Raw genomic sequence first — 12,147 nt, 5'->3', positions numbered from 1 at the left:
ATCATATGGCTAGGTTAATGACGGTAAGCAAGGTGACTATGAAGAGCGTAGTGCATAACCGCTTTGAAAAACAAAGAGGCGCAGGGTTAATTGAAATCCTCATTACTCTGTTTATTCTTGCGGTCGGCCTTTTAGGTGTTGCGGCATTGCAATTCACTGGCTCTTTTGCCAATAAGGATGCTATCAGTCGAACTCAGGCTGAAATGGTTGCCGCTCAAGTGGCTGAGCGGTTAAGAGCCGCAGCACGACCTGCGACGGTCGGCGATGGCATGGTTGTTCCTAACAATTATTTTACGGCATCCAACTACAATTTTTCTGGGCTGAGCTGTGCAGGGTCAAGTCACCCATATCGTTGTTTTTGTTTAACTCGGCCTGCTGGCATCCCAAATTGTGAAGGCCAAGACTGTGATGAAGTTCAGATGGCACAGTACGATGGCTGGGCACTATCGTGTTCAGCGGTACAGACGAACCCACAAACGACAGTAAGCGTAAGTTGTGATGATAACAATAACGCAGATATTTATAGCTGCAGTGCTGGTTCACGTGTCGCCATTCTACTTTCTTGGCCTGTTACTTCTTCGGGCAATCAGAAATATACGCTTAACACGAGGTGTAATACACAAGACGGAGACAGCAATGCGTGCGTCTTCAAGGATATTACACTATGAGAAATCAATCTTGCGTTATGCACAATCAGAAAGGTTTTTCACTGGTTGAGCTAATGATTACGCTTACTCTGGGTTTGATTATCTCGGCCGCGGTTATCCAGGTGCTGGTAAGTAGTAGTGTAACGAATAAGCTCAACCAAGCCGTGGCACAAGTACAAGAGTCCGGCCGCTTTATCATGGGGCGCCTTTCCGCTGAGTTTTACGAAGTGGGTCGCTACGACCTTATTACAGCTAGTGTGGATGATTCGGTAGATACTATCGCTGAGGCTGCTTATGTTCATAACAATCCAATAGCGCTGCCTGGTGATTTTGCATCACAAACAAGTTTAGGCAGTGTGCAAACCGGTTCAGGCGGCAGCGACAAGCTAGCCGTCAGTTTACAGGGAACAAAAGACTGTACTGGCAGCAATCACGGCTATGCTACGGATGCCGAATTTCACGTGGTTAATTACTACTTTGTTAGCGGTAGTGCTCTTAAGTGTACCGGGTACGACGGTCGCGTGCTAAGAGGGTTAAAAACCGAAGTAAAAACGCCAGAAACGGTGACTCTGCTGGATAACGTAGAGAGCTTTCAAATACAGTTCGGTGTGTCAGACGTTATTACCTCTTCTCGAGGCCAGGCAATTCGTTATGTGACTGCAGATGCTGTTGAAGCATTACGCGATGATAATCAACAGGTCGTGTCAATTAGATGGGCATTAATGCTCAAAAGCTATCAAAACGAAGTGCAGCAAACGCAAGCGCAGCAGTATGCGCTGCTTAATGAAGCGGCAAAAACCATGGATACATCTCATTATTATCAGGTTTTTTCAAAGACATTAGCCCTTCGCAATATGAAGAATTTTGTTAGGAGTTCGCAATGAAGCAGCAAGGTTTAGTGATGGTTTTTGCGCTTTTGGTGCTGCTGTCTATCACAGTGTTGGGCGTTAGTGCTGTGACGAGCAGTTTGTCCCAATCAAAAATGGCGGTGTCCATGCAGCAAAGTGGCCTTGCGTTTGACGCTGCAGAATCTGCAATCGCGGGCGTGTTTTTCGAATCGGAAGATGAGATTTTGCTAAGCGATGCAACAAAAACTGACCCGCTGTCAGAAGCGCGTCAGGGAAATGTGTTTGACCCTACCGTGGATTCCATGAGCTGTTTTGATGAAGGCGCTTGGACAGATAGATACATGACAGTAGGAGGGTTAGCCGTTGGCGACAGACATGTCACAGATGGAACTTACCAAACTGAAGCGTCATCAAAAAGTTGGTCTCGTACGGCGTTTGTCAGGGAACAGGCTTGTCGAGGTTCGAGTAATGTCATTGGTGGCAGCAACATTAACTGTCACGTATTTGTTATTCGCGGTTGTGGAAAGGTGTCTGGTAAATCGTCCGTCGTGGCGAATACGCTTGCAGCATCAGTGTTTGGTCCAGCATCTCAATAGGTGGCGTTATGAAAAAAATTTCGAGTTATATTGCTTCCATTACGCTTTTCAGTTGTATTGGCTTCTCAGCGGTAGGGGATGACTTAGACATCTACCTCGGCAATGCAAATAGTGCCGTTACCTACAACCCTAATGTACTGTTCATCATGGACTCATCGGGCAGCATGGGGGCATACGATGGAACTTCACAAACCCGTATGCTTCGGGTGCAAAATGCATTGAAGGATGCGCTCGGTTCGGCAACCAATATCAACGCGGGGTTAATGCGTTTTTCTGACTTCGGTGGCCCTATTCTTTATCCCATTCGCGATATTGATGATGCAGTTAGACCCGAAATTATTGTCTCTACCAATGATGATGACCATGATGCACATGAAATCAATGGTTCAGTAACCACCGATAGCAATGACTTAGTCTTGAGTCAGGGGACAGCGACCGTTACCTCTGGCATGCGTTTCACCGACTTAAATATACCTCAAGGTGCGACTATCGTTAGCGCGAGTATTCGGTTTACGTCAGAGAAGTTTAATGTTGCGGGGACATCGTTAATTATTTCAGGCGAGGCGAACGCCTCAAGCACGGCTTTTTCAAATACCAATAACAACCTTACATCAAGAACAAAGACGGCTGCCAACATTGAATGGTCTACAGATAACAGTTTTCCTTCTTCGGGTGAAGTCGTCACGACGCCCGATATCAGCTCTGTCATTCAAGAAATCGTCGATTTAAGTGCTTGGTGTGGCGGAAAAGATTTAAATATCCTTATTGAAGGTAGTAGCTCCGACTCGGCGAGCAGCAGAGAAGCGCGAGCCAGTGATGTGGGCCAAAGTGGGGCGCCACAGCTTGTGGTTTCTTATGATGATTCTACGGCGACGGGTTGTATTGAAGGTGAGGGGATTTATCAAGTCGCTAATTCAAAAGATAACTCTGAAGAAGACACAAACGGCTACCCAAATACCGGGAATGAGCTTACATTCAATGCATACTACAACGATTATGTAGGTATTCGATTCAGAAATGTAAATATTCCTCAGGGCGCTGAAATTACTGAGGCTTATTTGGAATTCACCGGATACAGCACTAGAACGTATGGCAGCCCAAGTATGCGAATTCGCGGTGTTGCTGACGATAGTGCACAAGATTTCCATCCTAATAAGCGGTATCGCATTCACAATTTACCCAAAACTGACGGAATAAACTGGTCTATGCCCGATTTCTATAGCAATGGCGATTACCAGTCTCCGGACATAAGCTCTATCGTTAAAAGTATTGTAGACCGCCCGGGTTGGGTGCCTGGCAATAATATGGCATTTGTTCTGGATAATTTTGTTTCTTACCGAGGGGCTTACACGTATGGAGGGTCTCCGTCAAAGGCCCCTAGACTCATCGTTAAGTTTAACGGCTCAGCAACTCCGGGAGCCTCTGCTACAGTAAGGGAACACTTGGTAAGCAAAATAGATGAGCTCAGTGCTAATGGTTTTACGCCTATTGTAGATACGCTGTTAGAAGCAACAAATTATTATGGGGGCTTGGATGTCGACTATGGCTTAAAACGTGGTGAGAGCAGTGTGAGTAGTTCTGTGCGTCGCAGCACCCGCGTAAGCCATAGAAGCTCCTACATTGGTGAAGATTCAGTGTTACCCTCAGGCTGTACTGTCGATAATCTTTCTAGCAGCAAGTGTATTAATGAAGCCATACCTAGCGGAGCGACGTATATTTCCCCTGTGTCTGACTTACAGTGTCAGACCAACAACCACATCGTCTTATTGTCTGATGGTGAAGCGAATAACAACCATAGTGTTAGTAAAATTCAGACGCTGTTAGGTAAATCGTGCACGGGAAGTGGCGGTGAAAAATGTGGTTTAGACCTCGTTAAGAATTTAAGTAAGTCGGAAACCTCTGTAATCGGCCCTCGCGTGATTACACATACCATTGGGTTTGCTGCTAACAGTACAGCAAACAACTTCCTTAACCAGTTAGCGCTGCAAAGTGGAGGTGGCTTCTATCAAGCGGATAACAGCACAGACTTGTTAGAAGCATTCAATACTATTCTACGTTCGGTAAAAGACATCAATGCAACGTTTGTGTCGCCTGGTGTGGCCGTCAACCAGCTTAACCGTCTAACGCACCGTGATGAGCTGTATTTCGCTTTGTTTAAGCCAAGTGAAGGCGCTATTTGGCCAGGGAACTTAAAACGTTATCGTTTAAGTGGTGACAAAATCCTCGATAAAAACAGCGCTAGTGCGGTGGATAGTGTTACAGGGTTCTTCGCAGAGAACTCACATAGCTATTGGTCCACACTGGCAGATGGAAGTGAAGTTAGTGAAGGCGGTGCTGCAAGTAAGCTTGGCAGTAATCGAAATATCTATGTGTTTGATGGTGCTGGTGGAATAGTGCAAACAGCTAATGCGCTTCATGAGGATAACAGCAACATAACCGTAAATGATTTAGGGTTACAGGATGAAGCTGATGCAGAAGCGCTAAGAGATGCCATATTAAAATGGGCGCGCGGTGTTGATGTAAAGGATGACAATGGCGATGGAAGTACGTCTGACTACCGTCCTCAAATGGGGGATCCCATTCATTCGCAGCCCATCATTGTAAACTACGGGACAAACGATTCAGCTATTTTCGTTGCAACTAATCAGGGGATGCTGCATTCGTTCGACACTGAGACGGGCGAAGAAAATTTCGCAATAATGCCTAAAGAGCTGCTGCAAAACCTTCACCATTTCTATAAAGATGCCTCATCTTTCGAACACAAATACGGTATCGATGGTGATTTAATACTTCGCACTGTGGAAGATAAATTGTATTTGTATGTCGGTATGCGACGAGGCGGGCAGAATTACTACGTATTTGATGTATCAAATAAAACGGCGCCAACGCTCAAATTTAAAATTGAAGGTGGCAGCGGTGAATTAGCTAAACTAGGACAAACATGGTCACGTCCAACTATCACTAAGGTGCGTATGGGCGACCAAGTGAAAGATGTCATGATTGTAGGTGGCGGTTATGACAACGCTCAAGATGATAGAGCTGTGCGTTCCAATGATGGTATAGGCAACGCAGTATTTATGTTTGACGCAGATAACGGAAGCCTATTGTGGCAGGCCAGTAATGCCGACGCAAACTTGAACCTTGAACACATGACATACAGTATCCCAGGTCGTATTTCGGTGATTGATCGAGATAACGACGGCTTTGCCGACCATATGTATGTGGCTGACACAGGTGGCCAGCTTTTCAGATTGGATATTTACAACGGTAAATCAGGTTCGAACTTTATCAAAGGCGCGCGACTTGCCGACTTTGGAGGAGATACCGCAGAAACCAATCGTCGCTTCTATTATGGCCCTGATGTGACTGAAATCGCCTTGGGTGATGAGCTTTATTACGGCGTAGCGCTAGGCACGGGTTGGCGCGCTTCTCCACTAGATACTGTGGTAGAAGATAATTTCTATATGCTAAAAGACAGTGGCGTGTTCCAAAGAACCATCGATAACGAATTTACGTTTATGCCTACGGTGTACGAGAGTGATATGTACAATGCTACTAGCCATGCATTAACCAGTGGCGATGAGTCTGAGCGAGAGTTGGCGTCATCAACGTTTGCAAACAAGGCTGGGTGGTATCTTAACCTCACAACCAATGGTGAAAAAGTATTAGCTTCACCGCTCATTCTTGATTACAAGGTGTTCTTTACAACTTATGTACCTGCTTCAAGCAGCACCAGCGCTTGTGCACCGCCAACTGGAAACAGTCGCGCTTATTTGGTGAGTTTATTCAACGGAAATGCAGTAACAGACCTAAATAATAACGGGGTGCTTGACGATGGAGATAGGGTTGCTGAACTTAAACAAACAGGGATTGCTCCTGAGACGAAAATCCTCATAGAGGACATCGTTAGTCCGGTAGTTTGCTTGGGTACAGAGTGTGTCTCTGCGGTAATCGATGTTGATGAAGACGGCAACAACGAAGACTGTTTATCAGCTTTCGAATGTCTTGCTGAAAACATTTATGGTAGATTTGAGCGCATTCAACGCGGTAGTTGGCATTCTGAGACAGAGAGAGAGTAATTCCTTATGAAGACTAATCGGCACAGCGGCTTTTCACTTATAGAGCTTATGATTGTGGTTACGATTGTTGGCATCATTGCCGCTATTGCCTACCCATCTTATCAGGGCGTAGTAGCAGATAGTTACCGTGGTACCGGACAAGCTGACCTATTGGCGTTTGCCGCGGCTATGGAACGACATCATAGCGGTGCATTTAGCTACGAGGGGGCAGGTAGCGGTGGCAGTGACACAGGGGAACCTACCATATTCGCAACCCATTCTCCTTCTTCAGAGCCTGTCAGTAACAAGCGATATGACTTAACGATAGTGGCATCTGGGGCAAATACATATCAGCTAAAAGCCACCCCAGTCAGTGGTTCAACACAAGCTTCAGATGGTGCGCTTTTTTACTTTAGTGATGGTCGCAAAGGCTGGGATCAAAATAATAACGGAAGCTTAGAATCTACCGAATACTGTTGGTCTTGTTAAGCGATTGAAACCACTATAATACCAGGGCTAATTGCGACGTAAGTTATTACTGCTGCGCAGATTTGACGGTTAAGTTGCCAAACCTACTTATGTCCTGCCATTGCTGTTCATAAAAGGTCTCTACTGAGGCCTTTTGCTTTTTATCCTGTTGATGTTGCTGTAGCTTTTCCTCTTGTTCAATAGCGTGTAGCTGTAGTGCAATGTTGGTTTGGCAGTGCAATAACAATGCAGCCGTTGCAATGAAAAAAAACGCAGCACCAAGTACCTCTATCAATATTGCACCGCGACAAGTTGTCGGCTTATTCAGTGCTAGCATACCAACTCCCGGGTATCGGAATGACCTTCTGTAATGCTGGTTGTTGCTGAAGCATGTTCAATGTTTCTTGTGAGTGATTTACATCGCCCATTAACATTGTGTTGAGCGTTTTGTTACTCGTTAGCGCACCAACTATCGAAGCCCCATTTTCCACCTTTAGCGAATAGTTACTTCCGTTATCTGATATCTGCACTAATAACCCATAAAAAGCAGTACTGGCTGATAGGTGAATATCTCCATTTTCTACAATGATAAGCATAGGTGATTTCGCAGAGTTGCCCTTCAAACCTGAGCTACTCAACTTGCAATCGCCCGTTATCCAGTAATGTTGGCCCGCAAGCAATGTATCGCAGTTATCTAGAGCCACGATATCCGGGAAGTAAAGTGGGCTTAATTCGCCTAACTGGCGGTTGAAAAGTTGGTCAGTTATATCGTCAAAAGATGTAATGGGCAGTGCTAATTGTGCGGTGTTAATTATTGCCGGATAGCGGAGATATTGCTCCGTGTACGTTGCAGTATAATTTGCTGTCGACACCGAGACGATATATTGGGCTAGTGCTTGCTGCTTGTCACCCTCGAGCTGTGTTGAAACTATGTCATAGCTAATGTCGGTCTCGCTAAGTATTATGCTTTCAACATTTTTAGTACGCAATTGCCTTCCAATGTCTCGTTGCGCTTGAACTAATCGTATTTCGGTTTCGACTGTAGAGTTAATCGCCTTAGTCATATCTTGATATGCTTGAATGCGTTGTGCAGTAAATTTTGTCAATAGTGTGGTCGTTACCAAAAGAATAATGACAATTGACATGACCACCATACCTGATTGCGCTTCAGTAGGCGCTTTTACGTTTCTGCTCGTTCTACCATAAGTCATGATTAGGCTACTCTTTGTTTATTGAACGTAATAAATGGGCAAGAAACTTACAGGCATATTCATTCTCACGAGCGAACATTCAGTGCAGTTACCGTAAAGCTTAGTGTGTGCTTGATAGTGCTGTCTTTCTTACACGACGCTTTCATGTTCACAGCAAAGACGGCGCCTAGGGACGTGAGTGACAGCGGGCTAACATTGAAGCTTTCTACAGTCGTTGTATTTGCATCAGTAATATCGTGCCATCCTTTTTTGTCACATAGTGCTCCAGAGACGCTTTGCTCAATCGCATTGTCGCGCAGTCGAAAACCAACAAACTCGGCTCCCGTTAATTCAATGTCGCCGCTATGGTCTTTGTCGGTAGTAAACGTGATACAGCTATTAGGTAACTCGCCGTCAAATTGACTGATAGCAACAGAACTTTTTAGTTCGCTTGTTTCTGGTAATGCGGTGGCTGTGCGCATCACAAAATTTGCCTGCTGCAGCTGTGCTGTTAAAAGCTGTTGTAACATGCGCATTTCGTCCTTCAGCGCAATTTGACGGTTCATTTTTTGAAATGAGTGATGTAAAAAGGCGATGTGGCTTGTACTCAATGACAATACCAAGGCACCTAATGCTGTTGCGATCAATAACTCGACAAGCGTCATACCTTCCGTCTTCAACATTTAGAGAATCCTGTCATTGGCTCGCTGGTACAGGTTTTTATTCTCCCTAATACACTGATGGTCACTTTTGCTTTAAGCGGTAAGCTCTGAACGTACAAGGTGCTATTGTTGGCGAAGTGTAGCGTTCCCTGTGAATTGAACGTGATGGAGTGTGCTTTCAACTTTTTGGTAGAATTCGTACTAATACTCACGTTGCTCTTTGTATCAACAAAATCAAAAGCCCAAACTTTTCCATTTACACTGCATTTTTCTTTTGTAGTGCAATCACAGCTGTCGTTTTCGCTAATTGCTATACAGCGAGTATCTTCCAAACCTATTTTCAGATGAATCGGCTTATTCAGTGTAATTGAACTTACTCTTGCCCTATGCGCTATGTCTGTAATAGCACGCAATACATACTTAAATTCTGTCTCTTGTTTCCAATGATAAAAAGAAGGAATTGATAACGCGCTTACAGTGCATATTAACGCGACAACAATCATAAGCTCGAGAAGAGTGTAGCCACTGTTGTGGCGCTCACAATTCCTTGTTTTTTTACCAGTGGTGTTTAGATTCTTCCGTGACTTCATTAAAACCATACGCAGGTTCGGTTAACGCTCTTTCGCTAAATTGATAGCGTAAATGTACTGGCAAACATTAATTTATGAAGCTGTACTAAGGAGGGGATTTAATGGCATTCGTGGAGTCGATACGTAGTAAAGGAATTACACTCATAGAAATGTTATGTACGCTGGCTGTAATAAGTATTTTAGCGGTAGCAATAGTAGTGAATACTGTTGGAGCAAATCGAAAAGTGAATCAGCTGAAGGTTTCCAGCTATCTTATGCAGCTTCAGGCAATTCAGGCGAGGCATTGGCTTCAAACAGGGATGTATTTACCACTTTCGGCGTTACCGATACTTGAGATTAAAGGCGTATCGGTTGAAGAGAATAAAAGCACTAATAATGAATACGAAATTAAGGTTGTTATGTCATGGTTGAGTACAAGCCATGTCTGTAAAACACAAACCTTGACCGAACAAGGCATTTCGCCTCAGATGTGCTAGTAAATAACTGGCAGCTAGAAGTATTAACTACAACTTAGCTCTGCGCTTAGCCAGGTCTTCTTTAATACCATTACCATCGCTGTCTACCGCTACTGATATACGACCATACAAGGAGAGGAGTAGAGCTGATGCATAATTGTTATCATTAGTTTTAGGGCACAGAGTCACCGTTGCCGCCGTATCAATCCCCCCTTGTTCATTAAAAATAATGGGGCCACTGATGCCATAAATAATATTGGCCGAATTTAACGGGTCGCTTGTCGCAATGAGGGGCTCGCTATCATCACGTTGATCGTTGGTGTTGGCGTCAATGAATACCATTTTTGCACTTTTCCAATCGTTTGAGCACGTAGAATAATTTTCTGTCGGGCACAATACGACAGACGTTTGTTCATCGACAGCGGTAAATCGAGCGCGCTGAGCAAGAGCGCTAAGGTTGTTTAAGTCAGAAGTGATCTTATTTTTGACAAGAATACTTTGTATGTTTGGGGCGACAGAAGTCAATACGATTGCCAAGATAGATACCGCAACCAGCATTTCTAGCAACGTTAGACCTTTCTGAGATCTCAACGATGTGAAACGTGATGAAGAAACTGATTTGGCACTCATGCTTTGCTATGATTCCTGACTATCGGTATATGAGTAAAGATAAACTATTTTTGTAAGACTAAGGTATGTATAAACGCGCTATCGCATAGGCGAATATACACTTTATACTGAATCTTGTGCCGACAGTATAATAACACTAACAACTCTTTGTGTATTATCGTAAACTCAATCTACAGGACGCCTCAACATTACGTGGATATTATGATGCAAAAACAAGCAGTTATTGAAGAAATGAAAGTGCTGCCTGAAATTGACTTGGAATATGAAGTTGCTCGTCGAGTCTCATTTATTAAAAAGCAGTTATTAACGTCTGGACTCAACTCATTGGTGTTGGGGATCAGTGGCGGTATTGATTCTTGTACTTTAGGTAAGCTTGCTCAGTTAGCCGTTGATGAATTAAACCAAGAAAATCATGAAAGTTACCAGTTTATCGCTGTTCGCCTTCCTTATGACACGCAGGCTGATGAAGCTGATGCTCAACAGTCAATCGATTTTATAAAGCCAACTCATGCGGTGACGGTTAACGTCAAACCTGGCGCAGATGCTATTCATGAGTCGACTTCAGAGGCCTTGATGCAATCAAGCTTGCTACCAGATAGTGACGCTAAAAAAGACTTCGTCAAAGGTAACGTTAAAGCGCGCACGCGAATGGTCATTCAGTATGAAATTGCGGGAATGGTCGACGGCTTGGTGTTAGGCACTGACCACTCGGCGGAGAATATTACCGGCTTTTATACAAAATATGGTGATGGGGCATGTGATTTAGCGCCACTTTTTGGTCTAAGCAAACGCCAAGTGCGCGCTATAGCCGCCCATTTAGGTGCACCACATCACGTTATCACTAAAGCGCCTACAGCCGATTTAGAGAGCCTCTCACCTCAAAAAGAGGATGAACAAGCACTCGGCATGACCTACGATCAAATTGACGATTTCCTCGAGGGTAAGTCGGTTTCTGCAGAAGTAGAAGAAAAATTGCTCTATATTTATGAGCGTACACAACATAAACGTGTACCTATTCCAACAATTTACGACGAGTTGTAGCCATGAAAAAAATTGAAGCTATCATTAAACCATTCAAAATGGACGATGTAAGGGAAGCGCTAGCTGAAGTCGGTATTGCAGGGATGACAGTATCAGAGGTAAAAGGCTTTGGTCGTCAAAAGGGCCATACAGAACTTTACCGTGGTGCAGAGTATCAAGTGGATTTTCTTCCCAAGATAAAAATTGAGCTTGTTCTTGACGACGATCGCGTTGAGCAAGCTGTAGAAGCTATCCAATCTTCTGCAAAAACAGGCAAAATTGGTGATGGAAAAATCTTTGTATATAACGTCGAAACAGCAGTTCGTATAAGAACGGGCGAGCAAAACGAAGACGCTATTTAAAAAAAGGGAGCAAACGCTCCCTTTTTTAATACCAGTGCAAAAAATTAGTGTTTATCCTCTGAACACTCGCCAGTATCAGGATCACAACAGCTCGATTGTTCCGAGTGAGCTTGTCCATGTTCAAGTTCTTCTGCTGTTGCCTCTCGCACATCAATTACTTTTACATCAAAAGTAAGCGGAATACCTGCCAATGGGTGATTGCCATCTACAACCACGTCTTCGTCAGTGGTTTCGATAATAATAACTGACTGCTCTCCTTGAGGGGTGGTTGCTCTAAAAGACATACCAACTTCTACGTCCATACCCTCGAACATCGAGCGAGGTACTGTTTGAACAAGTTCGTCGGCGCGTTCGCCGTAAGCTTTTTCAGGTTCGACAGAAACATTGAAGCTGTCGTCTTTAGATTTTCCGATTAACGCATCTTCCAGCCCTTCAATTAGAAAGCGGCGCCCTAGAAGCACTACCAGAGGTGACTTTCCTTCAGATGAATCAAGGGATGTGCCATCTTCAGTGGAAACGGTGTAGTGCAGCGTCACTACGCTGTCAGAGGTAATTGTCATATCAATTCCTATTTAGGCCCTATTAATAAGGGCATTTAAACAAATAACTTGGAGCGTGTTG

14 protein-coding genes are annotated in these 12,147 nt (G+C 44.2%); 8 read left to right on the top strand and 6 right to left on the bottom strand.

Annotated elements, in window-relative coordinates; genetic code table 11:
- The first annotated feature begins 17 nt into the window (after window positions 1-17).
- Genes V6N89_RS14345 through V6N89_RS14325 form a run of 5 tightly spaced genes read left to right on the top strand, consistent with a single transcriptional unit; the run spans window position 18 to window position 6,638 of the window.
- Window positions 18-668 (top strand): type IV pilus modification PilV family protein, encoded by a 651-nt coding sequence (locus V6N89_RS14345; protein WP_431189732.1) that lies wholly within the window; start codon window positions 18-20, stop codon window positions 666-668.
- Entirely contained in the window at window positions 665-1,531 is an 867-nt protein-coding gene (locus V6N89_RS14340; protein WP_346992848.1) for a PilW family protein, read from the top strand. Before V6N89_RS14345 ends, V6N89_RS14340 begins: the two co-directional genes overlap by 4 nt.
- On the top strand, window positions 1,528-2,091 hold the full coding sequence (locus V6N89_RS14335; RefSeq protein WP_338518157.1) for a pilus assembly PilX family protein: 564 nt from the start codon (window positions 1,528-1,530) through the stop codon (window positions 2,089-2,091). The genes V6N89_RS14340 and V6N89_RS14335 overlap by 4 nt, the downstream gene beginning before the upstream one ends.
- An 8-nt stretch (window positions 2,092-2,099) precedes the next feature.
- Window positions 2,100-6,170, top strand: a complete 4,071-nt coding sequence (locus tag V6N89_RS14330) for a PilC/PilY family type IV pilus protein (protein WP_338518156.1) — start codon at window positions 2,100-2,102, stop codon at window positions 6,168-6,170.
- A 6-nt stretch (window positions 6,171-6,176) separates the two neighbouring features.
- A complete protein-coding gene (locus V6N89_RS14325; RefSeq protein WP_346992847.1) occupies window positions 6,177-6,638 on the top strand; it encodes a type IV pilin protein in 462 nt (153 codons plus the stop codon).
- Between the two features lie 46 nt (window positions 6,639-6,684).
- Here V6N89_RS14325 and V6N89_RS14320 read toward each other — a convergent pair whose 3' ends face one another.
- From V6N89_RS14320 to V6N89_RS14305, 4 genes are all read right to left on the bottom strand, one after another.
- A complete protein-coding gene (locus tag V6N89_RS14320) occupies window positions 6,685-6,954 on the bottom strand; it encodes a hypothetical protein (protein WP_346992846.1) in 270 nt (89 codons plus the stop codon).
- Complete coding sequence (locus V6N89_RS14315) at window positions 6,938-7,828, bottom strand: hypothetical protein (protein WP_338518154.1); 891 nt, start codon at window positions 7,826-7,828, stop codon at window positions 6,938-6,940. The genes V6N89_RS14320 and V6N89_RS14315 overlap by 17 nt, the downstream gene beginning before the upstream one ends.
- Window positions 7,829-7,893: 65 nt before the next feature.
- On the bottom strand, window positions 7,894-8,490 hold the full coding sequence (locus V6N89_RS14310) for a hypothetical protein (protein WP_338518153.1): 597 nt from the start codon (window positions 8,488-8,490) through the stop codon (window positions 7,894-7,896).
- The gene (locus V6N89_RS14305; protein WP_346992845.1) at window positions 8,484-9,068 is read right to left on the bottom strand and encodes a prepilin-type N-terminal cleavage/methylation domain-containing protein; all 585 of its coding nucleotides are present in this window, start codon (window positions 9,066-9,068) and stop codon (window positions 8,484-8,486) included. The genes V6N89_RS14310 and V6N89_RS14305 overlap by 7 nt, the downstream gene beginning before the upstream one ends.
- 92 nt (window positions 9,069-9,160) lie before the next feature.
- On the opposite strand from V6N89_RS14305, the gene V6N89_RS14300 reads away from it, so the two are divergent.
- A complete protein-coding gene (locus V6N89_RS14300; protein ID WP_338518152.1) occupies window positions 9,161-9,535 on the top strand; it encodes a type II secretion system protein in 375 nt (124 codons plus the stop codon).
- Window positions 9,536-9,562: 27 nt separating this feature from the next.
- On the opposite strand, the gene V6N89_RS14295 is transcribed toward V6N89_RS14300, so the two are convergent.
- Window positions 9,563-10,144 (bottom strand): GspH/FimT family pseudopilin, encoded by a 582-nt coding sequence (locus V6N89_RS14295; RefSeq protein WP_346992844.1) that lies wholly within the window; start codon window positions 10,142-10,144, stop codon window positions 9,563-9,565.
- Between the two features lie 204 nt (window positions 10,145-10,348).
- On the opposite strand from V6N89_RS14295, the gene nadE reads away from it, so the two are divergent.
- Together nadE and V6N89_RS14285 are read left to right on the top strand one after the other, a co-directional pair.
- Entirely contained in the window at window positions 10,349-11,185 is an 837-nt protein-coding gene (gene nadE, locus V6N89_RS14290) for an ammonia-dependent NAD(+) synthetase (protein WP_346993810.1), read from the top strand.
- A 2-nt stretch (window positions 11,186-11,187) separates the two neighbouring features.
- Window positions 11,188-11,526, top strand: coding sequence for a P-II family nitrogen regulator (locus V6N89_RS14285; RefSeq protein WP_338518150.1), 339 nt, complete (start codon window positions 11,188-11,190; stop codon window positions 11,524-11,526).
- A gap of 44 nt (window positions 11,527-11,570) precedes the next feature.
- Here the strand turns inward: V6N89_RS14285 and V6N89_RS14280 are convergent, their stop codons facing one another.
- Complete coding sequence (locus V6N89_RS14280; protein WP_338518149.1) at window positions 11,571-12,086, bottom strand: FKBP-type peptidyl-prolyl cis-trans isomerase; 516 nt, start codon at window positions 12,084-12,086, stop codon at window positions 11,571-11,573.
- Window positions 12,087-12,147 lie beyond the last annotated feature (61 nt).

The sequence above is a fragment of the Alteromonas gracilis genome (assembly GCF_036870955.2).
In the GTDB taxonomy this organism is placed as follows: Bacteria; Pseudomonadota; Gammaproteobacteria; order Enterobacterales; family Alteromonadaceae; genus Alteromonas; species Alteromonas gracilis_A.
Note: the sequence above shows the minus strand (reverse complement) of the source record. Positions and strands in the feature narration are given on the sequence as shown.

Bases quoted from the DNA above. Each gene is read 5' to 3' on its own strand.
- V6N89_RS14345 (WP_431189732.1), top strand. From the start codon at position 18: ATGACGGTAAGCAAGGTGACTATGAAGAGCGTAGTGCATAACCGCTTT.
- V6N89_RS14295 (WP_346992844.1), bottom strand. From the start codon at position 10,144: ATGAGTGCCAAATCAGTTTCTTCATCACGTTTCACATCGTTGAGATCT.
- V6N89_RS14285 (WP_338518150.1), top strand. From the start codon at position 11,188: ATGAAAAAAATTGAAGCTATCATTAAACCATTCAAAATGGACGATGTA.
- V6N89_RS14305 (WP_346992845.1), bottom strand. From the start codon at position 9,068: ATGGTTTTAATGAAGTCACGGAAGAATCTAAACACCACTGGTAAAAAA.
- V6N89_RS14330 (WP_338518156.1), top strand. From the start codon at position 2,100: ATGAAAAAAATTTCGAGTTATATTGCTTCCATTACGCTTTTCAGTTGT.
- V6N89_RS14325 (WP_346992847.1), top strand. From the start codon at position 6,177: ATGAAGACTAATCGGCACAGCGGCTTTTCACTTATAGAGCTTATGATT.
- V6N89_RS14340 (WP_346992848.1), top strand. From the start codon at position 665: ATGAGAAATCAATCTTGCGTTATGCACAATCAGAAAGGTTTTTCACTG.
- V6N89_RS14320 (WP_346992846.1), bottom strand. From the start codon at position 6,954: ATGCTAGCACTGAATAAGCCGACAACTTGTCGCGGTGCAATATTGATA.
- V6N89_RS14280 (WP_338518149.1), bottom strand. From the start codon at position 12,086: ATGACAATTACCTCTGACAGCGTAGTGACGCTGCACTACACCGTTTCC.
- V6N89_RS14315 (WP_338518154.1), bottom strand. From the start codon at position 7,828: ATGACTTATGGTAGAACGAGCAGAAACGTAAAAGCGCCTACTGAAGCG.
- nadE (WP_346993810.1), top strand. From the start codon at position 10,349: ATGCAAAAACAAGCAGTTATTGAAGAAATGAAAGTGCTGCCTGAAATT.
- V6N89_RS14300 (WP_338518152.1), top strand. From the start codon at position 9,161: ATGGCATTCGTGGAGTCGATACGTAGTAAAGGAATTACACTCATAGAA.
- V6N89_RS14310 (WP_338518153.1), bottom strand. From the start codon at position 8,490: ATGTTGAAGACGGAAGGTATGACGCTTGTCGAGTTATTGATCGCAACA.
- V6N89_RS14335 (WP_338518157.1), top strand. From the start codon at position 1,528: ATGAAGCAGCAAGGTTTAGTGATGGTTTTTGCGCTTTTGGTGCTGCTG.